This window comes from Citrobacter sp. Ce104 (genome assembly GCF_030334595.1).
GTDB classification, from domain to species: Bacteria; Pseudomonadota; Gammaproteobacteria; order Enterobacterales; family Enterobacteriaceae; genus Citrobacter; species Citrobacter europaeus.
Genome location: NZ_JAOWDP010000069.1, coordinates 556,920 through 581,783, shown reverse-complemented (window position 1 = coordinate 581,783; position 24,864 = coordinate 556,920). Strand labels below are relative to the sequence as shown.

The 24,864-nt window shown below is 51.3% G+C and carries 25 protein-coding genes; 22 read left to right on the top strand and 3 right to left on the bottom strand.

All coding sequences use genetic code 11. From position 1 onward, the window contains the following. The first annotated feature begins 82 nt into the window (after window positions 1-82). The 15 genes from pspA (at window position 83) to OGW16_RS25445 (ending at window position 14,495) form a co-directional block, all read left to right on the top strand. Window positions 83-751, top strand: a complete 669-nt coding sequence (gene pspA / locus OGW16_RS25515; RefSeq protein ID WP_043016172.1) for a phage shock protein PspA — start codon at window positions 83-85, stop codon at window positions 749-751. A gap of 54 nt (window positions 752-805) precedes the next feature. After that, a complete protein-coding gene (gene pspB / locus OGW16_RS25510; protein WP_003020509.1) occupies window positions 806-1,030 on the top strand; it encodes an envelope stress response membrane protein PspB in 225 nt (74 codons plus the stop codon). Next, window positions 1,030-1,389 (top strand): envelope stress response membrane protein PspC, encoded by a 360-nt coding sequence (pspC, locus tag OGW16_RS25505; RefSeq protein WP_043016173.1) that lies wholly within the window; start codon window positions 1,030-1,032, stop codon window positions 1,387-1,389. Before pspB ends, pspC begins: the two co-directional genes overlap by 1 nt. 8 nt (window positions 1,390-1,397) lie before the next feature. Beyond that, window positions 1,398-1,628, top strand: a complete 231-nt coding sequence (gene pspD / locus OGW16_RS25500) for a phage shock protein PspD (RefSeq protein ID WP_047410921.1) — start codon at window positions 1,398-1,400, stop codon at window positions 1,626-1,628. 164 nt (window positions 1,629-1,792) lie between these two features. Further along, a complete protein-coding gene (locus OGW16_RS25495; protein ID WP_286519258.1) occupies window positions 1,793-3,499 on the top strand; it encodes a sugar phosphorylase in 1,707 nt (568 codons plus the stop codon). 16 nt (window positions 3,500-3,515) lie between these two features. Next, window positions 3,516-4,808 (top strand): ABC transporter substrate-binding protein, encoded by a 1,293-nt coding sequence (locus OGW16_RS25490; RefSeq protein ID WP_047410938.1) that lies wholly within the window; start codon window positions 3,516-3,518, stop codon window positions 4,806-4,808. A gap of 20 nt (window positions 4,809-4,828) precedes the next feature. Next, window positions 4,829-5,710 (top strand): carbohydrate ABC transporter permease, encoded by an 882-nt coding sequence (locus OGW16_RS25485; protein ID WP_003840754.1) that lies wholly within the window; start codon window positions 4,829-4,831, stop codon window positions 5,708-5,710. After that, window positions 5,697-6,539, top strand: coding sequence for a carbohydrate ABC transporter permease (locus OGW16_RS25480; protein WP_003020474.1), 843 nt, complete (start codon window positions 5,697-5,699; stop codon window positions 6,537-6,539). Before OGW16_RS25485 ends, OGW16_RS25480 begins: the two co-directional genes overlap by 14 nt. Window positions 6,540-6,566: 27 nt before the next feature. Beyond that, complete coding sequence (gene ycjQ / locus OGW16_RS25475) at window positions 6,567-7,619, top strand: D-guloside 3-dehydrogenase (protein WP_075146238.1); 1,053 nt, start codon at window positions 6,567-6,569, stop codon at window positions 7,617-7,619. Between the two features lie 16 nt (window positions 7,620-7,635). Then, on the top strand, window positions 7,636-8,424 hold the full coding sequence (gene ycjR / locus OGW16_RS25470) for a 3-dehydro-D-guloside 4-epimerase (RefSeq protein ID WP_075146237.1): 789 nt from the start codon (window positions 7,636-7,638) through the stop codon (window positions 8,422-8,424). 10 nt (window positions 8,425-8,434) lie between these two features. Next, on the top strand, window positions 8,435-9,490 hold the full coding sequence (gene ycjS / locus OGW16_RS25465) for a D-glucoside 3-dehydrogenase (protein WP_043016179.1): 1,056 nt from the start codon (window positions 8,435-8,437) through the stop codon (window positions 9,488-9,490). After that, entirely contained in the window at window positions 9,487-11,763 is a 2,277-nt protein-coding gene (locus tag OGW16_RS25460; protein ID WP_286519256.1) for a glycoside hydrolase family 65 protein, read from the top strand. Before ycjS ends, OGW16_RS25460 begins: the two co-directional genes overlap by 4 nt. Further along, window positions 11,760-12,428 carry a beta-phosphoglucomutase gene (gene pgmB, locus OGW16_RS25455; protein ID WP_286519254.1) on the top strand — a complete coding sequence of 223 codons (669 nt, stop codon included), beginning with the start codon at window positions 11,760-11,762 and terminating at the stop codon, window positions 12,426-12,428. The genes OGW16_RS25460 and pgmB overlap by 4 nt, the downstream gene beginning before the upstream one ends. A 10-nt stretch (window positions 12,429-12,438) precedes the next feature. Beyond that, complete coding sequence (locus OGW16_RS25450) at window positions 12,439-13,521, top strand: ABC transporter ATP-binding protein (RefSeq protein ID WP_043016182.1); 1,083 nt, start codon at window positions 12,439-12,441, stop codon at window positions 13,519-13,521. Between the two features lie 68 nt (window positions 13,522-13,589). Next, window positions 13,590-14,495 (top strand): OmpG family monomeric porin, encoded by a 906-nt coding sequence (locus tag OGW16_RS25445; protein ID WP_043016183.1) that lies wholly within the window; start codon window positions 13,590-13,592, stop codon window positions 14,493-14,495. A 29-nt stretch (window positions 14,496-14,524) separates the two neighbouring features. Here the strand turns inward: OGW16_RS25445 and OGW16_RS25440 are convergent, their stop codons facing one another. After that, window positions 14,525-15,535 (bottom strand): LacI family DNA-binding transcriptional regulator, encoded by a 1,011-nt coding sequence (locus OGW16_RS25440; RefSeq protein WP_043016184.1) that lies wholly within the window; start codon window positions 15,533-15,535, stop codon window positions 14,525-14,527. Between the two features lie 228 nt (window positions 15,536-15,763). Here OGW16_RS25440 and pspE point away from each other — a divergent pair, with 228 nt between their 5' ends. The 4 genes from pspE to tyrR all read left to right on the top strand — a co-directional run bounded on the left by pspE (window position 15,764) and on the right by tyrR (window position 20,370). After that, window positions 15,764-16,081, top strand: a complete 318-nt coding sequence (pspE, locus tag OGW16_RS25435; protein ID WP_043016185.1) for a thiosulfate sulfurtransferase PspE — start codon at window positions 15,764-15,766, stop codon at window positions 16,079-16,081. Between the two features lie 142 nt (window positions 16,082-16,223). Beyond that, window positions 16,224-17,621 carry a YcjX family GTP-binding protein gene (locus OGW16_RS25430; protein ID WP_075146385.1) on the top strand — a complete coding sequence of 466 codons (1,398 nt, stop codon included), beginning with the start codon at window positions 16,224-16,226 and terminating at the stop codon, window positions 17,619-17,621. Continuing rightward, window positions 17,618-18,679 (top strand): YcjF family protein, encoded by a 1,062-nt coding sequence (locus tag OGW16_RS25425; RefSeq protein ID WP_087050502.1) that lies wholly within the window; start codon window positions 17,618-17,620, stop codon window positions 18,677-18,679. Before OGW16_RS25430 ends, OGW16_RS25425 begins: the two co-directional genes overlap by 4 nt. 146 nt (window positions 18,680-18,825) lie before the next feature. Continuing rightward, entirely contained in the window at window positions 18,826-20,370 is a 1,545-nt protein-coding gene (tyrR, locus tag OGW16_RS25420) for a transcriptional regulator TyrR (RefSeq protein WP_043016187.1), read from the top strand. A gap of 53 nt (window positions 20,371-20,423) precedes the next feature. On the opposite strand, the gene tpx is transcribed toward tyrR, so the two are convergent. Further along, window positions 20,424-20,930, bottom strand: coding sequence for a thiol peroxidase (gene tpx / locus OGW16_RS25415; protein ID WP_003020437.1), 507 nt, complete (start codon window positions 20,928-20,930; stop codon window positions 20,424-20,426). A gap of 115 nt (window positions 20,931-21,045) precedes the next feature. Between tpx and ycjG the strand changes: the two genes are divergently transcribed. Then, complete coding sequence (ycjG, locus tag OGW16_RS25410) at window positions 21,046-22,011, top strand: L-Ala-D/L-Glu epimerase (protein ID WP_105179602.1); 966 nt, start codon at window positions 21,046-21,048, stop codon at window positions 22,009-22,011. Here the strand turns inward: ycjG and mpaA are convergent. After that, window positions 21,986-22,714 carry a murein tripeptide amidase MpaA gene (gene mpaA, locus OGW16_RS25405; RefSeq protein ID WP_043016189.1) on the bottom strand — a complete coding sequence of 243 codons (729 nt, stop codon included), beginning with the start codon at window positions 22,712-22,714 and terminating at the stop codon, window positions 21,986-21,988. The two genes, ycjG and mpaA, sit on opposite strands and share 26 nt — an antisense overlap. Before the next feature lie 184 nt (window positions 22,715-22,898). Here mpaA and mppA point away from each other — a divergent pair, with 184 nt between their 5' ends. Beyond that, complete coding sequence (gene mppA / locus OGW16_RS25400) at window positions 22,899-24,512, top strand: murein tripeptide ABC transporter substrate-binding protein MppA (protein ID WP_286519251.1); 1,614 nt, start codon at window positions 22,899-22,901, stop codon at window positions 24,510-24,512. Window positions 24,513-24,583: 71 nt separating this feature from the next. After that, entirely contained in the window at window positions 24,584-24,853 is a 270-nt protein-coding gene (locus OGW16_RS25395; protein ID WP_075146233.1) for a Rho-binding antiterminator, read from the top strand. Window positions 24,854-24,864 lie beyond the last annotated feature (11 nt).

The window sequence follows — 24,864 nt, the reverse complement described above, 5'->3', positions numbered from 1 at the left end:
AGATAAAAAGTTGGCACGCCAAGTGCATTACGAAATCAGCAGGGCATAGCCCGATATCAGAACAGTAAGTGAGGATTACATTATGGGTATTTTTTCTCGTTTTGCCGACATCGTGAACGCCAACATTAATGCGTTGCTGGAAAAGGCTGAAGATCCGCAGAAGCTGGTGCGGTTAATGATCCAGGAAATGGAAGATACGCTGGTTGAGGTGCGCTCAAATTCCGCACGCGCTCTGGCAGAAAAGAAACAATTATCTCGCCGTATTGAACAGGCCAGCGCGCAACAGGCAGAGTGGCAAGAAAAAGCCGAGCTGGCGCTGCGTAAAGAGAAAGAAGATTTGGCGCGTTCTGCGTTAATCGAAAAACAGAAACTGACTGACCTGATTGCCTCTCTGGAGCATGAGGTGACGCTGGTTGACGATACGCTGGCGCGTATGAAAAAAGAGATTGGTGAGCTGGAAAATAAACTCAGTGAAACCCGGGCTCGTCAGCAGGCGCTGATGCTGCGTCATCAGGCAGCGAGTTCTTCGCGTGATGTCCGTCGTCAACTGGACAGCGGTAAACTGGATGAAGCGATGGCGCGCTTTGAATCTTTCGAGCGTCGTATCGATCATATGGAAGCTGAGGCTGAAAGCCATAACTTCGGTAAACAAAAGTCTCTGGATCAGCAATTTGCTGACCTGAAAGCAGATGATGAAATCAGCGAGCAGCTGGCGCAACTTAAAGCCAAAATGCAGCAAGACAAGCAATAATAACATCTGGCGGCGCCCGAACGCGCCGCCGCTCATCACCTGTAAGGAGTACTCATGAGCGCGCTATTTCTGGCTATCCCGTTAACCATCTTTGTGTTGTTCGTTTTACCGATTTGGCTCTGGCTGCACTACAGCAACCGTTCCAGTCGTGGCGAACTGTCGCAAAGTGAACAGCAACGTCTGGTCGAACTCAACGATGACGCACAGCGGATGCGCGAGCGCATTCAGGCGCTGGAAGACATCCTTGATGCTGAACATCCAAACTGGAGGGACCGCTAATGGGAGGCGTTAACCTGAACAAAAAACTGTGGCGTATTCCGCAGCAGGGCATGGTGAAGGGGGTTTGCGCAGGTATTGCGCATTATCTCGATGTGCCTGTGAAGCTGGTACGGATCCTGGTGGTGTTGTCAGTCTTTTTTGGCCTGGCCTTTTTCACCTTCGTCGCCTACATCGTGCTGACGTTTGTGTTAGACCCGATGCCGGACAATGTGGTCTGTGGCGAGCAACAGCCATCTAGCGGCGAGCTGTTGGATGCCGTCGATCGTGAGCTGGCAGCAAGTGAAAAGCGTTTGCGTGAAATGGAACGTTATGTAACGTCTGATACTTTTTCATTACGTAGTCGTTTCCGCCAATTGTGAGGTTAGACATGAACAATCGCTGGCAACGTGCCGGGCAAAGGGTTAAGCCGGGCTTTAAAATAGCAGGTAAGCTGGTGCTTTTGACGGCGCTTCGTTACGGCCCGGCAGGGGTAGCAGGGTGGGCGGTGAAATCCGTCGCCCGACGCCCGCTAAAAATGCTGCTGGCGTTGGTTCTGGAGCCGGTGTTGAGTCGGGCTGCAGCAAAATTGTCGAAACGCTATTCTGGTAATCAAACCTGATATCTGAATCAGCAAAAGCAAGCAACAATTAATCAACATTCCCTCAGTTAATTTGCGGCAGCTCACAAATACGATTTTTTGGCTGCCAAAATTCTTTTTTTACCCCCCTCCAGACCACCTCAGTTGATTGACAGCTTATTTTCCGCAGAGTAGTCTCTTGATTCATGGGACCGCTACCACGAGAGTTGAAGGTGAACCAAAAAATCCAAAAATGTCTGACAGAAGTTTATGGTGATACATTTACTTCATGCCACTATGAAGCGCTGCTTGCACGTTTAGAGAAGTCACAGGGATTAATTAAAAAGATCCGTAAAGCGCATTGGGATGAGGGCGATGTCGTTCTTATTACCTACGCCGATCAATTCCACGGGGCTGGTAAAAAACCGCTGCCTACATTTAATCAATTTTATAATGAATGGCTTAAGACGACATTTTCTCATGTGCATCTGCTGCCGTTTTATCCGTGGTCATCGGATGATGGGTTTTCCGTGATTAATTACCATCAGGTTGCCGAAGAAACGGGTGACTGGAATGATATTAAGGAATTAGGTGAATCCAGTCGACTGATGTTTGATTTTGTTTGTAACCATATGTCAGCTAAAAGCGAGTGGTTTAATAATTATTTACAACAGCTTGACGGTTATGAAAATTTCTTTATTGCAATGGATCCTGATACGGACCTGAGCAACGTCACACGTCCACGCGCATTACCGTTACTGACGCCGTTTACGCTAAAAGATAACACCGTACGCCATTTATGGACGACGTTCAGCGACGACCAGGTCGATCTCAATTATGCCAACCCGGTAGTACTACTGGCGATGGTCGATGTGCTATTGAGCTATCTTGAGCAGGGCGCAGATTATGTCCGCCTGGATGCAGTTGGCTTTATGTGGAAAGAGCCAGGAACGAGCTGTATTCATCTGGAAAAAACGCATCAGCTTATCAAACTATTCCGCGCTATTGCTGACTGTGCGGCGCCTGGCACAGCGATTATTACCGAAACGAACGTCCCACATAAGGATAACGTGTCTTACTATGGTAATGGCCGTGATGAAGCGCATATGGTGTACCAGTTCTCGCTGCCGCCGCTGGTGCTGCATGCGGTACAACGCCAGGATACGTCGACATTGTGCCAGTGGGCGCAATCACTGGAACTGCCGTCTGGCGAGACCACCTGGTTTAATTTTCTCGCATCGCATGACGGTATTGGTCTCAATCCATTGCGCGGTTTGTTGCCTGAAGACGAGATCATGCGTCTGGTGGCAGAATTACAACAGGAAGGCGCGCTGGTTAACTGGAAAAATAATCCTGATGGTACTCGCAGTCCGTATGAAATTAACGTGACATATATGGATGCGCTAACGCCAGGAAATTGTAGCGATGCTGAGCGGTTTTCTCGCTTTATTCTCGCACATGCCATTTTGCTGAGTTTTCCTGGTGTGCCGGCGGTTTACATTCAAAGCATCCTTGGATCACGCAATGACTATAAAGGTGTTGAGACGTTAGGTTATAACCGTGCGATCAACCGCAAAAAATATCAGATAAGACAAATAGAAACGGAGCTGGCAGATGAAACCAGTTTGCGTAACGCTATTTATCATGAGTTATCCCGACTCATTGTAATACGTCGCAATAATAAAGCATTCCACCCTGATAGTAATTTTCAAATTTGCAATGTTACACCAGCTGTCATGCAAATTAAACGTACGGCGGAAACAGGCGAGGAAATTACTGGACTATTTAATGTCAGCGGTCATACGCAAACCATTTGCATTGATATTGAAAATGGATTTGATTTGATTAGCGGTGAAACTATTTCAGGTAAAGAATTAACGTTGTACGCCTGGCAGGTCATGTGGGTTAAGTAATAAAAAGGAACATTTCATGCTTAAAGCTAAAATTGTGCTGATTTCAGCACTGGTTTCCTGCGCCCTGGTTTCCGGGTGTAAGGATGATAAAAAGTCCTCTGTCGCGATTGAATTTATGCACTCTTCTGTCGAGCAGGAGCGGCAAGCAGTTATTGCAAAACTGATTGAGCGTTTTGAAAAAGAAAATCCGGGCATCAGCGTCAAACAGGTTCCTGTGGAAGAAGATGCTTACAACACCAAGGTCATTACCCTGGCGCGCAGCGGTTCACTGCCTGAAGTCATTGAAACCAGCCATGACTACGCGAAAGTTATGGATAAAGAATCCCTTATCGATCGTAAAGCGGTGGCGCAGGTCATCAACGGCGTCGGTGAAGGGACTTTTTATGATGGCGTCCTGCGTATTGTGCGTACTGAAGACGGTAGTGCATGGACTGGGGTTCCGGTCAGCGCCTGGATTGGCGGGATCTGGTATCGCAAAGATGTGCTGGCAAAAGCTGGACTGGAAGAACCAAAAGACTGGCAGCAATTGCTGAACGTGGCCCAGAAGCTCAACAATCCTGGCAGTAAGAAATACGGTATTGCGCTACCCACGGCAGAAAGCGTTTTGACCGAACAGTCATTCTCTCAGTTCGCGCTCTCTAACCAGGCCAACGTTTTTGATGCGCAGGGAAAGATTACGCTCGACACCCCTGAGATGGCGCAGGCGCTGCAGTATTACCGCCAACTTGCCATGAACACCATGCCGGGCTCTAACGACATCATGGAAGTCAAAGACGCTTTCATGAACGGCACGGCGCCAATGGCGATTTATTCCACCTATATCCTCCCGGCGGTGATCAAAGAGGGCGATCCTAAAAATGTTGGCTTTATGGTACCGACGGAAAAAAATTCCGCGGTTTACGGCATGCTGACGTCGCTAACCATTACTGCTGGTCAAAAAACCGAAGAGACAGAAGCCGCAGAGAAATTTGTCACCTTCATGGAGCAGGCCGACAACATTGCGGATTGGGTCATGATGTCGCCAGGGGCTGCGCTGCCGGTCAACAAAGCGGTGGTGAATACGCCGACGTGGAAAGATAACGCCGTTATCAAAGCGCTGGGTGAATTACCCGATCAATTGATTGCCGAACTGCCGAATATTCAGGTCTTTGGCGCTGTCGGTGATAAGAACTTTACCCGCATGGGCGACGTAACCGGATCGGGTGTTGTGAGTACCATGGTGCACAACGTCACGGTAGGGAAAGCTGACCTTTCATCGACTATCAAGGCCAGCCAGACAAAACTGGATGACCTCGTTGAACAGCGCTAATGGGGAAATGGAAAGCCGTGATGAATAAGTTCTTTTCAGGTCGATCTGATATGCCATTTGCCATGCTCCTGCTGGCGCCCAGCTTACTGTTATTGGGCGGTTTAGTGGCGTGGCCGATGATATCTAATATCGAAATCAGCTTTATGCGTCTGCCGCTTAATCCGCAAATTGAGTCTACGTTTGTCGGGCTGAGCAACTATATCCGAATCTTATCCGATCCTGGATTCTGGCATTCGCTATGGATGACGGTCTGGTATACCGCGCTGGTTGTGGCAGGGAGCACGGTACTGGGGCTGGGAGTGGCGATGTTTTTTAACCGTGAGTTTCGTCTGCGGAAAACGGCGCGCTCACTGGTCATCCTCTCTTACGTAACGCCATCAATTTCGCTGGTGTTTGCCTGGAAATACATGTTCAACAACGGCTACGGCATTGTGAACTACCTCGGCGTGGATCTGTTGCATCTCTACGATCAGGCGCCGCTGTGGTTCGACAATCCCGGCAGCAGCTTCGCGCTGGTCGTGCTGTTCGCCATCTGGCGCTATTTCCCATACGCCTTTATCTCGTTTCTGGCGATTTTACAGACTATTGATAAATCGTTGTATGAGGCGGCAGAAATGGACGGCGCGAATGCCTGGCAACGGTTTCGTATCGTCACGCTGCCGGCGATTATGCCCGTGCTGGCGACCGTGGTCACGCTACGTACGATCTGGATGTTCTACATGTTCGCCGATGTTTATCTGTTGACCACTAAAGTCGATATTCTCGGGGTCTATCTCTATAAAACGGCGTTTGCATTTAATGACTTAGGCAAAGCGGCCGCGATCTCTGTCGTCCTCTTCGTCATCATTTTCGCTGTAATCCTGCTGACCAGAAAACGGGTGAACCTCAATGGCAACAAATAAGCGCACGCTTGGCCGCATTGGCTTTTACTGTGGATTAATTGTCTTTCTGGGCATCACGCTATTTCCATTTTTTGTGATGCTGATGACCTCATTCAAAAGCGCAAAAGAGGCGATCTCGCTGCATCCGACGCTGTTACCGCAGCAATGGACGCTGGAACATTACATCGACATCTTCAACCCGATGATTTTCCCGTTTGTTGACTACTTCCGTAATAGCCTGGTGGTATCGGTCACGTCATCGGTGGTGGCGGTATTTCTGGGCGTGCTCGGGGCATATGCGCTTTCCCGCCTGCGTTTTAAGGGACGAATGACCATCAATGCCAGCTTTTATACGGTGTACATGTTTTCAGGGATCCTGCTGGTGGTGCCGCTTTTCAAAATCATCACGGCGCTCGGTATTTATGACACCGAAATGGCGTTGATTATCACCATGGTCACCCAGACGCTGCCGACCGCGGTGTTCATGCTGAAAAGCTACTTCGACACTATTCCGGATGAGATAGAAGAAGCCGCGATGATGGATGGGTTGAATCGTCTGCAGATCATCTTTCGCATTACCGTGCCGTTGGCGATGTCTGGTCTGGTTTCGGTCTTTGTGTACTGCTTTATGGTGGCGTGGAATGACTATCTATTTGCCTCGATTTTCCTTTCCAGCGCCAGCAATTTTACCTTACCGGTCGGTCTGAACGCGCTGTTCAGTACGCCTGACTATATCTGGGGACGCATGATGGCTGCATCGTTAGTCACTGCATTGCCGGTTGTCATTATGTATGCGCTTTCCGAACGTTTTATTAAAAGTGGTTTGACCGCAGGCGGCGTGAAAGGCTAAGCGGCCAGTTTAATTAAGGAGTTGTAAATGAAGAAGTTAGTTGCCACAGAACCGCGCGTTGCGGCGTTGGTGGAATATGAAGACAGAGCGGTATCCGCCAATGAAGTTAAAGTTCGCGTTCGCTTTGGTGCGCCGAAACATGGCACGGAAGTCGTCGATTTTCGCGCGGCCAGCCCGTTTATTGACGAAGATTTTAACAGCGAATGGCAAATGTTCATGCCGCGTCCGGAAGGGGCGCCGCGCGGGATTGAATTCGGCAAATTCCAGCTTGGCAACATGGTGGTAGGCGATGTTGTTGAGTGTGGCAGCGATGTGACCGAATACGCCGTTGGCGATTCAGTTTGCGGCTACGGTCCTCTGGCTGAAACGGTTATTTTTAATGCGGTGAACAACTATAAATTACGCAAAATGCCGGAAGGCAGTTCGTGGAAAAATGCCGTTTGCTATGACCCGGCACAATTTGCCATGAGCGGGGTGCGCGACGCCAATGTGCGTGTCGGCGACTTCGTAGTCATCGTGGGTTTAGGTGCGATTGGTCAGATTGCCGTCCAGTTAGCTAAGAAAGCGGGAGCCTCGGTGGTTATTGGCGTGGATCCGATTGCTCATCGCTGCGATATCGCACGTCGCCACGGCGCGGATTTCTGTCTGAATCCTCTGGGCACCGATGTGGGGATGGAAATTAAGAAGCTGACCGGCAAGCAGGGCGCGGATGTGATCATCGAAACCAGCGGTTATGCGGATGCGTTGCAATCGGCGCTACGCGGTCTGGCCTATGGTGGAACCATCTCCTATGTCGCTTTCGCGAAACCTTTTGCAGAAGGGTTCAATCTTGGGCGTGAAGCGCACTTCAACAACGCCAAAATTGTCTTCTCCCGCGCCTGCAGTGAACCAAATCCAGATTATCCGCGCTGGAGCCGCAAGCGTATTGAGGAGACCTGCTGGGAGCTGTTGATGAACGGTTATCTGAACTGTGAAGAACTTATTGACCCGGTAGTAACTTTTGCCAGCAGCCCGGAAAGCTATATGCAATATGTGGACCGACATCCGGAAAAGAGCATCAAAATGGGCGTGACGTTTTAATTAAGGAATGCAGAAAATGAAAATCGGAACACAGAACCAGGCTTTTTTCCCGGAAAACATTCTTGAAAAATTCCGTTATATCAAAGAAATGGGGTTTGACGGTTTTGAAATTGACGGCAAATTGCTGGTCAATAATCTTGCAGAAGTAAAAGCGGCAATCAAAGAAACGGGGCTGCCCGTCACGACCGCCTGCGGCGGATATGACGGTTGGATCGGTGATTTTATCGAAGAGCGTCGTTTGAACGGTTTACAGCAGATTACCCGCATTCTCGAAGCGCTGGCCGAAGTCGGTGGGCAAGGCATCATTGTACCCGCGGCATGGGGCATGTTTACCTTCCGCTTACCGCCGATGACGTCCCCGCGTAGCCTGGAAGGCGATCGTAAAGCCGTCAGTGATTCATTGATTTATCTTGATAAAGTTGCCGAGCGTACGGGGACGGTGGTGTATCTGGAGCCGCTCAATCGCTATCAGGATCATATGATCAACACCCTGGCGGATGCCCGTCGATATATTGTGGAAAACAACCTGAAGCATGTGCAAATCATTGGTGATTTTTACCATATGAATATTGAAGAAGACGATATGGCACAGGCGCTGCACGACAACCGCGATCTGCTGGGTCACGTCCATATTGCGGATAATCATCGTTATCAGCCGGGGAGCGGTACGCTGGATTTCGCTGCGCTGTTTGACCAGTTGCGTGAAGATAATTATCAGGGTTACGTCGTGTACGAAGGGCGCGTGCGGGCAGAGAATCTGCCGGAAGCGTACCGTCAGTCACTGGCCTGGCTGCGTACCTGCTAAGAGGATTTCCGTGAAAAGTGCACTGACAAGCTCTCCGCTACGCGTCGCCATTATCGGCGCCGGGCAGGTGGCGGATAAAGTTCATGCTTCGTACTACTGCACCCGTAACGATCTGGAACTGGTGGCTGTCTGCGACAGCCGCCTGTCACAGGCGCGGCTGTTTGCAGAAAAATACGGTAATCCGCAGGTTTGGGACGATCCTCAAACGATGTTACGTGAGGCTAAGCCAGATATCGTCAGTATTTGCTCGCCCAATCGTTTTCATTATGAACACACCATGCTGGCATTGAACGCTGGGTGCCATGTGATGTGCGAGAAGCCTCCGGCAATGACGCCAGACGAGGCGCTGGAAATGTGTCAAACGGCGCGTCGGATGGGAAAAGTACTGGCTTATGATTTTCATCATCGTTTCGCACTGGATACGCAACTGCTTCGTGAGCAGGTGATGGCCGGTGTGCTGGGTGAAATTTATGTCACCAATGTCCGTGCTTTGCGCCGCTGCGGCGTGCCCGGCTGGGGGGTGTTTACCAACAAAGAACTGCAGGGCGGCGGGCCGTTAATTGATCTTGGTATTCATATGCTGGATGCCGCCATGTATGTGTTGGGGTTCCCGGCGGTAAAGCGCGTTAACGCGCACAGCTATCAACGCATTGGCACGCGTAAAAACAGCGGCCAGTTTGGGAAATGGGATCCCGCGACGTATACCGTGGAGGATTCCCTGTTCGGCACGATTGAATTTCATAACGGCGGTATCCTGCGCCTGGAAACCTCTTTCGCGCTGAATATCCCGGAACAATCGATTATGAACGTTAATTTCTGCGGCGATTTGGCGGGGGCAACGTTATTCCCGGCCCAGGTCTACACCGACCGCGATGGTGCGCTTGACGTGCTGCTTGCGCGCGAAATGGCTGATGACAACCGTCATTATCGCAGCATGGACGCTTTCGTGAATCATGTCCAGGGTGAGCCTGTCACTATTGCTGACGCAGAACAAGGCGTCGTTATTCAACAATTGGTTGCCGCACTGTATCAATCGGCTGAAACAGGGACCTACGTAGACTTATGACGAAGCCAGTAATGCTAACTGAACCGGCTTTTTGCCCACACAGCCTGAATAAATATGCGTCACTCATGACGACCGGCAACGGTTATATGGGCATTCGCGCCAGCCACGAGGAAGCCTACACCTTACAAACTCGCGGCATGTACCTTGCAGGACTGTATCACCGGGCAGGGAAAGGCGAAATTAATGAACTGGTTAATCTGCCTGATGTGGTGGGCGTCGAGATTTCACTCAATGGCGAGATTTTCACACTCAACAGCGGCGTTATTGAAAGCTGGCATCGTGAACTGGATTTTGCCAGCGGAGAATTACGCCGTACGCTTACCTGGCGTGCGTCTGACGGGGCGCGTTTTGCCATTGAGAGCAGGCGATTTGTCTCGGCACATAAACTGCCGCTGTTTGCTATGGAAGTTGTCGTAACACCACTGGATGCCGATGCCAACATTGGTATCTCGACCGGTATTGATGCCACGATCACTAATCATGGTCGCCAGCATCTGGACGAAACGCAGGTCCGGGTCTTTGGCCAGCATCTTATGCAAGGGATTTACACCACCCAGGACAATCGTAATGACATCGCTATCACGACATATTGTGATGTAGATGGCGCGGCGCAGCGTTGTTTCACCGCGAAAGAGCGCCGGTTGTTACAACACAACAGCGTGCATGCACAAGCCGGGCAGCGCGTCACGCTGACGAAAATGAGCTGGGTAGACTGGGCGAGCGAACGCAACCTGTCGCTGGATACCTGGGGACGTCAGTCACTGCGTAACCTGGAATCATGCGCCCAGCAGGGATATGACGCACTGCTAGCTGAGTCGACCGCCAACTGGCATGCCTGGTGGCAAACTCGTCGCGTTCAGGTTACCAGCACGGATATCAGCGATCAGCGGGCGCTGGACTATGCGCTCTATCATCTGCGTGTGATGACCCCAGACCACGATGAGCGCAGCAGTATTGCGGCCAAAGGTCTGACAGGCGAAGGGTATAAAGGGCACATCTTCTGGGATACTGAGGTCTTTTTGTTACCGTTTCACCTGTTTACCGAACCGAAAACCGCGAGAAGTCTACTGCGTTATCGCTGGCATAATTTGCCGGGCGCGCGTGAGAAAGCCCGCCGTAACGGTTGGCAGGGCGCGCTTTTCCCGTGGGAAAGCGCTCGCAGCGGTGATGAGGAAACGCCTGAATTCGCGGCGATCAACATCCGTACCGGGCTGCGGCAAAAAGTGGCCTCCGCGCAGGCTGAACATCACCTCGTGGCGGATGTTGCCTGGGCGGTAATCAATTACTGGCATGCCACCGGTGATATGAACTTTATGTCCCGTGAAGGTATAACGCTGCTGCTGGAAACGGCGAAGTTCTGGATAAGCAGAGCGATCATGGTCAACGGTCGTTTAGAGATCCACGATGTGATTGGCCCGGATGAATACACTGAGCACGTGAACAACAATGCATTCACCAACTACATGGCCTGGTACAACGTAGAGCAGGCGCTGGGTTTTGCCCGTCGGTTGGGCTGCGGCGATGACACGTTTATTCATCGCGCAGAGCATTTTTTACAGCATCTCTGGCGACCGGAAGTTCAGCCCGATGGCGTGCTTCCTCAGGATGATACCTTCCTGAACAAACCGGTTATCGACCTGTCGCAGTACAAAGCCAAAGCGGGCAAGCAGACCGTTTTGCTCGATTACTCCCGTGCAGAAGTCAATGAGATGCAAATTCTTAAACAGGCCGATGTAGTGATGCTGACCTACATGTTGCCGGAGCAGTTTAGCCCGCAAACCTGTCTGGCTAACCTGCGTTTTTACGAGCCGCGCACAATACACGACTCGTCTTTGAGTAAGGCGATCCATGGGATTGTGGCTGCACGTTGCGGTGATTCGGCTCAGGGGTATCGGTTCTGGCGCGAAGGATCGCTTATCGATCTTGGGGATGATCCACATAGTTGTGATGACGGAATTCATGCCGCGGCGACGGGGGCCATCTGGCTGGGCGCAATTCAGGGATTTGCTGGTGTGAACGTTCGCCATGGAGAGTTACATCTTGCGCCTGCATTACCTGCTCACTGGCAAATGCTGTCTTTTCCGCTGCGCTGGCAGGGTTCCGCTATGCAGATAACTATCAACGCTGCCGAAATCAGTATTCGCAGTGCTGAGCAAATTTTCCTTTGGGTCAATGGCGAAAAAATCTCCGTGCAGGGGGAGGCCGTAATCAGTAATGACGCCATTATTTCGCCCAGCTATGGGACCGCTACCACAAAAAGGGGCGATGAATGATACTCAAACCACAGGCCATCATTTTTGATTTAGATGGCGTGATTACCGACACTGCGCATCTGCATTTTCTCGCCTGGCGGCAGGTAGCCGCTGAAATCGGGGTTGCGATTGACGAAGCATTTAATGACAGCCTGAAAGGGATTAGTCGCAGCGAATCGCTACAGCGTATTTTGCGCCATGGTGGGAAGGCGGGGGCGTTTTCTGCTGAGGCCTGCGTACAATTGGCCGAGAGAAAAAACAGACTGTATGTCCATTCTTTGCGCCAGTTGACGGTGAACTCGGTATTGCCGGGTATACGTGAGCTGCTGATGACGCTGCGGGAAGAGCGAATTCCAGTGGGGCTGGCCTCTGTGTCGCTCAATGCCCCTGCGATTTTACACGCGCTTGATCTTAGCTCTTATTTTGATTTCTGTGCAGATGCGGCGCTGATTTCCCGCTCGAAACCAGATCCCGAAATATTCCTGGCCGCATGTTCGGGCCTTGGCGTTGACCCGCAGCAGTGTATTGGCATAGAAGATGCACAAGCGGGAATTGATGCAATCAACGCCTGCGGCATGCTTTCTGTCGGCATCGGTACAGGGCTGAATGGAGCAGGCTTGCAGCTTCCTGCAACCGAATTTCTGACGTGGCCGTGCTTATCGGCTTTCTGGCAACACGACAAGTAAAGGATTCAACATGGCACAGCTTTCGTTGCAACACATTCAAAAAATTTACGACAACCAGGTACACGTCGTTAAAGACTTCAATCTGGAAATCGAAGACAAAGAGTTTATTGTTTTTGTTGGACCTTCCGGCTGCGGGAAGTCTACTACGTTGCGCATGATCGCCGGTCTGGAGGAGATCAGTGGCGGCGATTTGCTGATTGACGGTAAACGGATGAACGATGTGCCGGCGAAATCGCGCAACATTGCGATGGTTTTTCAGAACTACGCGTTGTACCCGCACATGACAGTCTATGACAACATGGCGTTTGGCCTGAAAATGCAGAAAATTGCCCCTGCCGTGATTGAAGAGCGTGTCAACTGGGCGGCGCAAATCCTTGGCCTGCGCGATTATCTGCAGCGTAAACCCGGCGCGTTATCTGGTGGACAGCGTCAACGTGTGGCGCTGGGGCGTGCGATTGTTCGTGAGGCAGGGGTCTTCCTGATGGATGAACCCTTATCGAATCTCGATGCCAAACTTCGCGTACAGATGCGGGCAGAAATCAGCAAACTGCATCAGAAACTCAATACCACCATGATATATGTTACCCACGATCAAACCGAAGCCATGACGATGGCGACGCGTATTGTGATTATGAAGGATGGCATTGTTCAGCAAGTTGGTGCGCCGAAAACGGTTTATAACCACCCGGCAAATATGTTTGTCGCCGGATTTATTGGCTCACCGGCTATGAACTTTATTCGTGGCGCGATTGACGGTGATAAGTTTGTCACAGAAACACTGAAATTAACGATTCCAGAAAATAAATTAGCACAATTAAAAGCGCAGGGTTATGAACATCAGGCGGTCACGCTGGGAATTCGTCCTGAAGATATACATCCGCAGCTTAATAATGAAAATAGTGTATCGGCAAAAATTAGCGTTGCAGAATTAACCGGCGCTGAATTTATGCTTTATACCATTGTTGGGGGGCATGAGTTAGTGGTCCGTGCTGGGGCAGTGAATGATTATCACGCAGGAGAGAACATCACTATTCATTTTGATATGGCGAAATGCCATTTCTTTGATGCTGAAACTGAAGTGGCTATTCAATAAAATTCCGGGGGGATAATCATCCCCCAAGCCTTGGGGCATTTTTGCGAGTATTTTAACAAGGAATAATAATGAAAACCCTACTGTCCGCTACTGCGCTGATTATGAGCGCAGGAATGGCCTGCGCGCAGGCTGCTGAAAAGAATGACTGGCACTTTAATATTGGTGCTATGTACGAAATAGAAAATGTTGAAGGTCAGGGCGAAGATATGGATGGACTGGCTGAGCCGTCCGTCTATTTTAATGCGTCTAATGGGCCGTGGAAAATATCGCTGGCCTATTATCAGGAAGGACCGGTTGATTACAGCGAGGGGAAACGTGGAACCTGGTTTGATCGCCCAGAACTGGAAGTCCGCTATCAATTTCTGGAAAGCGAGGATGTTAATTTCGGCCTGACCGGTGGTTTCCGTAATTACGGTTATCACTATGTCAATGAACCCGGAAAAGACACCGCCAATATGCAGCGCTGGAAAGTTCAGCCGGACTGGGATGTTAAACTGACCGACGATCTGCGCTTTAGCGGTTGGCTGGCGATGTATCAGTTCGTTAATGATTTGAGCACCACCGGCTACTCTGATAGCCGCGTTGAAAGTGAGAGCGGTCTGAATTATACGTTTAACGAAACGGTGGGTTTAACGGTTAACTATTACCTCGAACGCGGTTTTAATCTGGCTGATTCGCGCAATAATGGTGAATTCTCAACTCAGGAAATTCGTGCATATTTGCCGCTGTCTTTCGGCAATACCACCCTGACGCCGTATACCCGTCTGGGGCTTGATCGCTGGTCAAACTGGGACTGGCAGGATGACCCCGCACGTGAAGGCCATGACTTCAATCGTCTCGGTTTACTGTATGCATATGATTTCCAGAACGGTTTATCAATGTCGCTGGAGTATGCCTATGAGTGGGAAGATCACGACGAAGGCGAAAGTGACAGATTCCATTATGCTGGTATAGGCGTGAACTACGCATTCTAAAAGAAACTGGGGCATTAATGCCCCAGTTTTTACACCAGTGAGTCGGCCAGCGATATGTGTGTGCTCACCGTGATATTCTTTAATCCTTTCTCGCCTGCGATCAGGTTAAATAATAAATTACAGCTTTGCTCGCCCAACTGCTGGGTAGGTACATCAATTCCGCCTGGAACCGGTGTCAGCATAAACGATAACAGCTCATTACTGTAGCCTACGACGGCAAGCTGTTGCGGAATAGTAATATTCTTCTCAGCCGCCACGCGATATAAGCTCATTAATTTCAAACTATCGGTAGCAAATACAGCGTCGGGTAACGGTTGTTGACTCAGTAATTTTCGTGAAGCGAGCAGGGCTGTTTCATGGGTATAGCCACCGTCAATAATCCATTCATCACGCATATTAATGTTATGCGCCTGAAGACTGGCTTTATAACCGTTCACGCGATCGATAGAAACATGAACGTCAAGCGGCGCATGCAAACAGGCTATATTACGGTGCCCACTTTCAATCAGCGCATTTGTCAGAGTAATACTGTCGCGATAGTTATCTGTGTCTACAGAATAGACATTGGCGTAGTCACCTTCAACTTTCCCAATAACCACAACCGGGACGTTGTATTTATCCAGACGTGCAAAAAATGATTCATCAGCAGGAGAGCTCAGCATAATGATCCCTTTGATCAATTTCTGCTTAATCTTGCTCTCACATTTTTGTAAATCATCTTCGGTGCTTCGCGACGTCTGCAATATGACATCAAAACCGACTTCTTCGGCCTTGGCCGTAATGGCATGCAGTACTTCAGAGAAAAACGGATTACCGGCGGTAGTTTTTGCAGAACGGGTAGATATCACCATTATTGCATCAAACCCGGAAGAGGTGAGCGCGCGAGCAAGTTTATTAGGCTGATACTGTAACTCATCAATAGCGCGCAGCACCTTTTCAAGCGCTTCTGGCGAGATGTTGGTTTGCTTATTCAGCACGCGCGATACCGTGGATTTTGATACGCCAGCGGCTCGTGCAATATCATAAATGGTAGGAGACATAGATCCCAAGCTCCGTCCGAGAGTCAATGGCGGACATATTATGGAGTTAATTGGCGAATGACAACAATCTCGGAATGCGGGTAGAAAAATCAAAAGGCTAACTGCAGTACGTGTCACCTGAGGAACAATCGTCCGCACCTGCAGACGGTGATAATGTGGTCGCAATATTTTCTTAAGAACAAGCGTATAGTGTGGTGGTTAAATCCAACAATCAGTCGGGAAGATATTATGTTGAAAAAAGGCGTATTAGCGTTGGCACTGGTCATTGGCATGCCGGTTTTTGCAGCCGAACACTGGATTGATGTTCGTATTCCTGAACAGTACCAACAGCAGCATATTCAGGGGGCCGTCAACATACCGTTGAAAGAGATGAAGACGCGTATCGCAGCTGAAGTTCCTGATAAGAACGACACTGTGAAGCTGTACTGCAACTCCGGGCGTCAATCGGGGCAGGCCAGGGATATGTTGACTGAAATGGGCTACACGCAGGTGACCAACGAAGGTGGCATCAACCAGATAGCGCTTCCTAAAGTAGAGAATAAATAAACCGCCCGCATTCATTCTGCAGCAGGCGGTAAGAATAATGCCGCCTGATACAGCTCAGGTAGTTGATAAGTAAGAATTGACCCCTATCTTTACTTCCTGTTTGTTATAATTTCTTCGGTTCCTTCAGCAAAACGGGATGGCGATGAAGCGACTTAAAAATGAACTCAATTCGCTGGTTAATCGCGGCGTAGACCGGCATTTGCGCCTGGCTGTCACCGGACTTAGCCGCAGCGGTAAGACGGCGTTTATCACCGCGATGGTAAACCAGTTACTCAATATTCATGCCGGTGCGCGTCTGCCGTTGCTCAGTTGCGTGCGCGAAGAGCGTTTGCTTGGCGTTAAACGGGTTCCACAACGCGATTTTGGCATTCCGCGCTTTACCTATGATGAGGGACTGGCGCAGTTGTATGGCTCACCGCCGACCTGGCCGACGCCTACGCGCGGTGTGAGTGAAATTCGCCTCGCGCTGCGCTACAAATCCAATGACTCTTTATTGCGCCATTTTAAAGACACCTCCACGCTGTACCTGGAGATCGTCGATTATCCGGGAGAGTGGCTGCTCGATTTACCGATGCTGGCCCAGGATTATCTGAGCTGGTCGCGGCAAATGACCGGGTTATTGCAAGGGCAGCGGGGCGAATGGTCGGCAAGATGGCGTCAGTTATGCCAGGGGCTGGATCCGCTGGCGCCTGCTGATGAAAACCGTCTGGCGGAAATCGCTGCCGCCTGGACGGAGTATCTGCATCAGTGCAAGCAGCAGGGGCTGCATTTTATTCAGCCGGGCCGTTTCGTCCTGCCCGGGGATATGGCGGGCGCGCCTGCGTTACAGTTCTTCCCGTGGCCGGACGTTGATGCTTATGGTGAATCGAAGCTGGCCCAGGCAGACAAACACACCAACGCGGGCATGCTGCGCGACAGGTTTAACTATTACTGTGAAAAAGTCGTGAAGGGATTTTATAAGAATCACTTCCTGCGCTTTGACCGCCAGATTGTGCTGGTCGACTGCCTGCAACCGCTCAACAGCGGGCCACAGGCGTTTAACGACATGCGTCTGGCGCTCACCCAACTGATGCAGAGCTTCCATTACGGACAGCGCACGCTGTTTCGTCGGCTGTTTTCTCCAGTGATCGACAAGCTGCTGTTTGCCGCTACCAAAGCCGATCACGTCACGGTGGATCAGCACGCCAATATGGTGTCGTTATTGCAGCAGCTGATCCAGGACGCCTGGCAAAACGCCGCGTTCGAAGGTATCAGCATGGATTGTCTGGGACTGGCATCGGTACAGGCAACCACCAGCGGTTTGATCGATGTGAAGGGCGAGAAGATCCCGGCGCTGCGTGGTAATCGGCTGAGCGATGGCGAACCGCTAACCGTTTATCCGGGGGAAGTACCCGCGCGTTTACCCGGACAGGCATTCTGGGACAGCCAGGGCTTCCAGTTTGAGGCGTTTCGCCCGCAGGTTATGGATGTCGATAAACCCTTACCGCATATTCGTCTTGATGCCGCGCTGGAGTTTTTAATAGGAGATAAATTGCGATGAGCGAGCCGTTAAAACCGCGTATCGATTTCTCAGGTCCGCTGGAGGTGGAGCAAAACGCGGCGTTTAAAGCGCAGCAGATGTTCAATGAGACGGAGGCACAGACTTTTTCTCCGGCGAAAGTGGATGAACCACTGGAAGACGAAGGTCAGGCTGAGGCCGTCATTGATGCGGCCTTACGCCCTAAACGCAGTCTGTGGCGTAAGATGGTGATGGGGGGCCTGGCGCTGTTTGGCGTGAGCGTCGTCGCGCAGGGCGTGCAGTGGACCATGAACGCCTGGCAGACTCAGGACTGGGTCGCGCTGGGAGGATGTGCCGCTGGCGCATTGATTATCGGTGCCGGTGTTGGATCGGTTGCGACCGAGTGGCGTCGGTTATGGCGCTTGCGCCAGCGCGCGCACGAGCGTGACGAAGCACGAGATCTGCTCCACAGCCATGGAACCGGAAAAGGTCGTGCATTTTGTGAAAAGCTGGCGCAGCAGGCGGGTATCGATCAGTCCCATCCGGCGCTACAGCGCTGGTATGCCTCAATTCATGAAACGCAGAACGATCGCGAAGTGGTCAGCCTGTATGCCCATCTTGTGCAGCCAGTGCTGGATGCGCAGGCCCGACGTGAGATTAGCCGTTCAGCGGCAGAGTCCACACTGATGATTGCCGTCAGCCCGCTGGCGCTGGTGGATATGGCGTTTATCGCCTGGCGCAATCTGCGGCTGATCAATCGTATTGCATCGCTTTATGGCATTGAACTTGGTTATTACAGCCGCCTGCGCTTGTTCCGACTGGTGCTGCTGAATATCGCTTTTGCCGGGGCCAGTGAGCTGGTGCGGGAAGTAGGAATGGACTGGATGTCGCAGGATTTAGCCGCCCGCTTGTCAACGCGTGCCGCACAGGGCATTGGCGCGGGGTTATTAACGGCGCGACTGGGCATTAAAGCCATGGAACTGTGCCGACCGCTGCCGTGGATAGATGACGATAAGCCGCGACTGGGCGATTTTCGCCGTCAATTGATTGGTCAGGTGAAAGAGACCTTACAAAAGAACAAATCTCCACGCGAAAGTTAACTAAAATTGGGCGCCAGTTGTTTAAGTTTACGCCCCGGCGCCCAATTTTCCAACGAGCTGTCAATATTTGTTGACAGAGTTCTTCCTGCAAACGAAATACTGTCTTATCATTTAACACATAATCCCTTGTCCAGGTGAAGGTTCCTATGCGTTTGGAAGTCTTTTGTGAAGACCGACTTGGTCTGACCCGCGAATTGCTCGATTTATTGGTACTCAGAAGCATTGATTTACGCGGTATCGAGATTGACCCCATCGGGCGAATTTACCTCAATTTTGCGGAACTGGAGTTCACTAACTTCAGCAGCCTGATGGCTGAAATCCGCCGTATCTCAGGGGTTACGGATGTGCGTACCGTGCCCTGGATGCCCTCCGAGCGTGAACATCTTGCGCTGAGCGCGCTGCTTGAGGCATTGCCAGAACCGGTCCTTTCTCTGGACATGAAAAGCAAAATCGAGATGGCGAACCCTGCGAGTTGTCAGCTTTTCGCGCACACTCAGGATCGGATGCGCAATCATACCGCCGCCCAGTTAATCAACGGGTTTAACTTCCAGCGCTGGCTCGAAAGCAATCCACAGGATTCTCATAGCGAGCATGTCGTTATTAACGGCCAGAACTTCCTGATGGAAATTACGCCTGTCCATTTGCAGGGTGAAAATCAGGAGCAGATGCTGACCGGTGCTGTTGTCATGCTACGTTCCACCCTGCGGATGGGACGTCAGCTGCAAAATATGACGACCCAGGATCTGAGCGCGTTTAGCCAGATTATTGCCGTCAGCGCCAAAATGAAACACGTGGTGGAACAGGCGCGAAAGCTGGCGACGCTGAGCGCGCCGCTGCTGATTACCGGTAATACCGGCACCGGCAAAGATCTCTTTGCTCATGCATGCCACCTGGCCAGTCCGCGTGCGTCGAAACCGTATCTGGCGCTCAACTGCGCGTCAATTCCTGAAGATGCGGTCGAAAGCGAACTGTTTGGCCATGCACCGGAAGGCAAAAAAGGCTTCTTTGAGCAGGCGAATGGCGGTTCGGTTCTGTTAGATGAAATTGGCGAAATGTCGCCGCGAATGCAGACCAAATTGCTGCGTTTTCTCAATGACGGCACGTTCCGTCGGGTGGGAGAAGATCACGAGGTTAACGTTGATGTCCGCGTGATTTGCGCGACGCAAAAGAATCTTGTTGAGCTGGTACAAAAAGGACTTTTCCGTGAAGACCTCTATTATCGTCTGAATGTACTGACGTTAAACCTGCCGCCGCTGCGCGATTGCCCGCAGGATATTATGCCGCTTACCGAACTGTTTGTGGCGCGCTTCGCCGATGAGCAGGGCGTGCCACGTCCGAAGCTGTCCGCTGACCTCAGCACGGTGTTAACCCGTTACGGCTGGCCGGGTAACGTGCGTCAGCTTAAAAATGCCATCTACCGGGCACTGACCCAGCTTGAAGGTTATGAGCTGCGGCCGCAGGATATCTTACTGCCAGATTACGATGCGGCAACGGTTGCGGTCGGAGAAGAGGTGATGGAAGGGTCGCTGGATGAAATTACCAGCCGCTTTGAACGCTCAGTGCTGACGCAGCTTTATATGAATTATCCCAGTACGCGCAAACTGGCCAAGCGCCTCGGCGTTTCGCATACCGCGATTGCCAACAAATTGCGTGAGTATGGTTTGAGCCAACAGAAAAAAAGCGAAGAGTAATGCCGTAAATAAAAATGCCTCCATTCGGAGGCATTTTTGTATGCAGACGCAGCTTACGCTTTCAGTACGTCCAGCGCCGCTGTGTAGTCTGGTTCGTTGGTGATTTCATTGACCAGTTGGCTGAAAACAACGTTGTCATTTTCATCGATAACGACCACGGCACGTGCGGCCAGGCCTTTCAGCGGGCCTTCAGCGATTTCAACACCGTAGTTTTTCAGGAATTCTGCGTTGCGCAGGGTGGACAGCGTGATAACGTTGCTCAGACCTTCCGCGCCGCAAAAACGAGAGTGGGCGAATGGCAGGTCGGCCGAAATGCACAGTACGACGGTATTGTCGATTTCTGTCGCCAGTTGGTTAAACTTACGTACCGATGCCGCACAAACGCCGGTATCGATGCTTGGGAAAATATTCAGCACTTTGCGCTTGCCTGCGAACTGGCCCAGCGTAACGTCAGACAGGTCTTTAGCCACAAGGGTAAAAGCCTGAGCTTTGCTTCCAGCCTGAGGAATAGAGCCGGCAACGGCTACCGGGTTGCCCTGGAAATGAACGGTTTGTGACATGGTTATCTTCCTGTTTACATATAGTTAACGTCAGGGCTAGTTTATGCCATCAGTAGTTAACACGGCAAACGCTATTTGCGGATATCCGCTTCAGGTACTGCATTAAGGAAAACAGATGAGAACAGTTAAGGTGTATGAGGAAGCCTGGCCGCTGCACACTCCCTTTGTTATCGCCCGTGGGAGCAGAACCGAAGCGCATGTGGTGGTAGTTGAAGTCACAGAAAACGGCGTCACCGGTATCGGCGAGTGCACACCGTACCCGCGCTACGGTGAAAGCGATGCTTCTGTGCTGGCGCAAATTATGAGCATTGCGCCAAAACTGGAAAACGGACTGACCCGTGAAGAGCTGCAAAAGCTGCTGCCAGCGGGGGCTGCGCGTAATGCCGTGGACTGCGCGTTGTGGGATCTGAGTGCGCGCCAACAGCAGCAGCCGTTGGCGGAATTGGTGGGAAGTGAACTGGCGGAAGTGGTAACGACGGCGCAAACCGTGGTGATTGGCTCGCCGGAACAAATGGCGGCGAGCGCGGCTGCGTTGTGGGAAAATGGCGCGAAACTATTAAAGGTTAAACTGGATGCGCGATTAATCAGCGAACGGATGGTCGCTATCCGTGCCGCGGTCCCTGATGCCACGATTATTGTCGACGCCAATGAATCCTGGCGGGCAGAAGGCCTGGCGGCACGCTGTCAGCTCCTGGCTGATTTAGGTGTGGCGATGCTGGAGCAGCCGCTGCCGGCGCAGGACGATGCCGCGCTGGAGAATTTTGTGCATCCGCTGCCGATCTGCGCGGATGAAAGCTGTCATACCCGCAGCAGCCTGAAAGCGCTGCACGGGCGCTATGAAATGGTGAATATCAAACTGGATAAAACAGGCGGCCTGACGGAAGCGCTGGCGCTGGCAAATGAAGCTCGCGAGCAGGGATTTGCGCTCATGCTGGGCTGTATGCTGTGCACCTCCCGGGCGATCGGCGCGGCGTTACCCCTTACGCCGCAGGTTAGCTTTGCCGATCTTGATGGTCCTACCTGGCTTGCCAGCGACGCGGAGCCGGCACTGCATTTTACGACCGGACACCTTCATCTCTAGGGTGCCAGCGCAGGAGATTGGACATGGCCAGCAGGTATTTCTCGCTCGCTTCATCTGATGAAATGGGGGGGAATTCGGCGGTTATGCAGTGTAAGTTCAGATCTGCGCACCAGCTTCCAAAAGAGCCGGGCGTTTCATAACCTACGCTGGTAACGAGGGGCAATTCAAACGACTGCGCCAGCCACGCGCCTAATTCGCTGCGTCTGGGATCTTCAATACAGGCCAGCGGATCGTGAAAAGAGACTACCCACGCCGGATGAATTCGGTGAATAAGTTGGCATAGCGCCTGGGTTTCCGGTTCTGAGCCCGGACTTTCGCCGGTCAGCAACACCACATCGCGTTCTTCTGCGCTGCTGTTCCAGCGATACACCGTTTCGCCCGCTTTCCAGTTTGCGGCGGGAAAGTTACGGTTTAGATCCACGCCGTTGGCATTTGCGCGTAGTCCGAGCTGGCAACCGTCAGGGTTAACGGCCAGCACCACATGGTGACGACGCAAGGAAGGGTTAAGCGTACGCAATGCGCAGGAGAGAGTGACGACCGATGCGTTTTCGTCGCCGTGCGTTCCTGCCAGTATCAGGCCGCTTTCACGATCGGCTGCCAATGCGGGAAACCAGATTAACGGCGCGCCTAACAATGAACGTCCGTAATGTTCGGTCCCAGGTGGAAATGCGCCGCGCTCGGCACGGGGGCGGGTAACGGTCATAGTCATCTCTGAATGCATGGGTTATTACTCGCAGTGTTGTGCAAAATGTATGGATAATCAAATCGTTTTCACACACTTATCTTTTCAGGTGTAATATCACTTTCTTGTCGGAAGTTAATTGCATTTCCTGCTGGCGATACAAATAATTACACATTCACTTAGTAGCCGGAATTGAGGGTATTTTATGCAGCATTCTGTTTCAGTAACCTGTTGTGCGCTGTTGGTAAGCAGCATTTCATTATCCTGGGCTGCTGATGTTCCCAGCGGAACGGTACTGGCAGAAAAACAAGAACTGGTGCGTCATATCAAAGACGAACCTGCGTCGCTGGATCCGGCAAAGGCCGTCGGGCTTCCTGAAATTCAGGTTATTCGTGATTTATTTGAAGGGCTGGTCAACCAGAATGAGAAGGGCGAGATTGTGCCCGGCGTCGCCACCCAATGGAAAAGCAACGATAACCGTATCTGGACCTTTACGCTGCGTGACAATGCGCAATGGGCCGATGGTACGCCGGTAACGGCCCAGGATTTTGTCTATAGCTGGCAGCGTCTGGTTGATCCGAAAACGCTGTCGCCGTTTGCCTGGTTTGCTGCGCTGGCGGGAATTAGCAACGCGCAGGCGATCATCGATGGGAAAGCCTCTCCGGATAAGCTCGGCGTTAGCGCGGTTGATGCGCGTACATTAAAAGTCCAACTGGATAAACCGCTGCCCTGGTTTGCCAATCTGACGGCGAGTTTCGCGTTTTATCCGGTACAAAAAGCTAACATTGAGAGCGGTAAAGAGTGGACCAAACCGGGCAACCTGATCGGTAACGGCGCCTATGTGCTCAAAGATCGCGTCGTCAACGAAAAACTGGAAGTTGTGCCGAATACGCATTATTGGGACAACGCCAAAACGGTGCTGCAAAAAGTGACCTTCCTGCCAATTAACCAGGAATCGGCAGCAACCAAGCGCTACCTTGCTGGTGATATCGATATTACCGAGTCCTTCCCGAAAAACATGTATCAGAAATTGTTGAAGGATATCCCGGGCCAGGTTTACACCCCGCCGCAGCTTGGTACTTACTATTATGCCTTCAATACCCAGAAGGGACCGACGGCAGATTCACGCGTGCGTCTGGCGCTTAGCATGACTATCGATCGTCGTCTGATGGCGGAGAAAGTTCTGGGAACCGGTGAAAAGCCCGCATGGCATTTTACGCCGGATGTCACGGCAGGATTTGTGCCGGAACCTTCACCGTTTGAGCAAATGAGTCAGGAAGAACTGAATGCGCAGGCGAAAACGCTGCTGCGTGCGGCGGGCTATGGTCCACAGAAACCGCTTAAACTGACGCTGCTGTACAACACCTCTGAAAACCATCAGAAGATCGCTATTGCTGTCGCGTCGATGTGGAAGAAAAATCTCGGCGTTGACGTAAAACTGCAAAACCAGGAGTGGAAAACCTACATCGATAGCCGTAATACCGGCAATTTTGATGTGATCCGCGCTTCCTGGGTAGGTGATTACAATGAGCCATCTACATTCCTGTCGCTATTAACCTCGACCCATACGGGTAATATCTCCCGCTTTAATAATCCTGCTTACGACAAAGTGTTGACCCAGGCTACTCTGGAGAATACGCAGAAAGCGCGCAATGCCGATTATAATGCCGCGGAGAAAATTCTGATGGAACAGGCACCTATTGCGCCGATTTATCAGTATACCAACGGACGTTTAATTAAACCGTGGTTGAAAGGATATCCGATTACTAACCCTGAAGATGTCGCATACAGTCGCACAATGTATATTGTGAAGCACTGAAATAGCTCGCTCGTTCGGGAAGTGGTACTGGCTATTTCCCGAACAAATAAGGCTGTGACGAAGGTGGGGTTATGAAAGCAATGGAAAAGTATCATCCGATAGATTGCGATCTTCATGATTACCTGGAAATCGCCTGTATGTACCACTATTTGTTGCGCATTGAGTTAACGGATAGCACATGTTTTGATGCCAAAGCGCTGACAACCTGTACCACCGCCGATAAAGAAGAATTTCTGCTGGTGGAGCTGCATGAAAATGAGCAAAAAATTCGTCTGGATTGTCTGTCATCAATCACCGCGCTGACGCCAGGGGCGTCGTTCAGCACAGTGAGATTTCGATGAGCCATACGGCC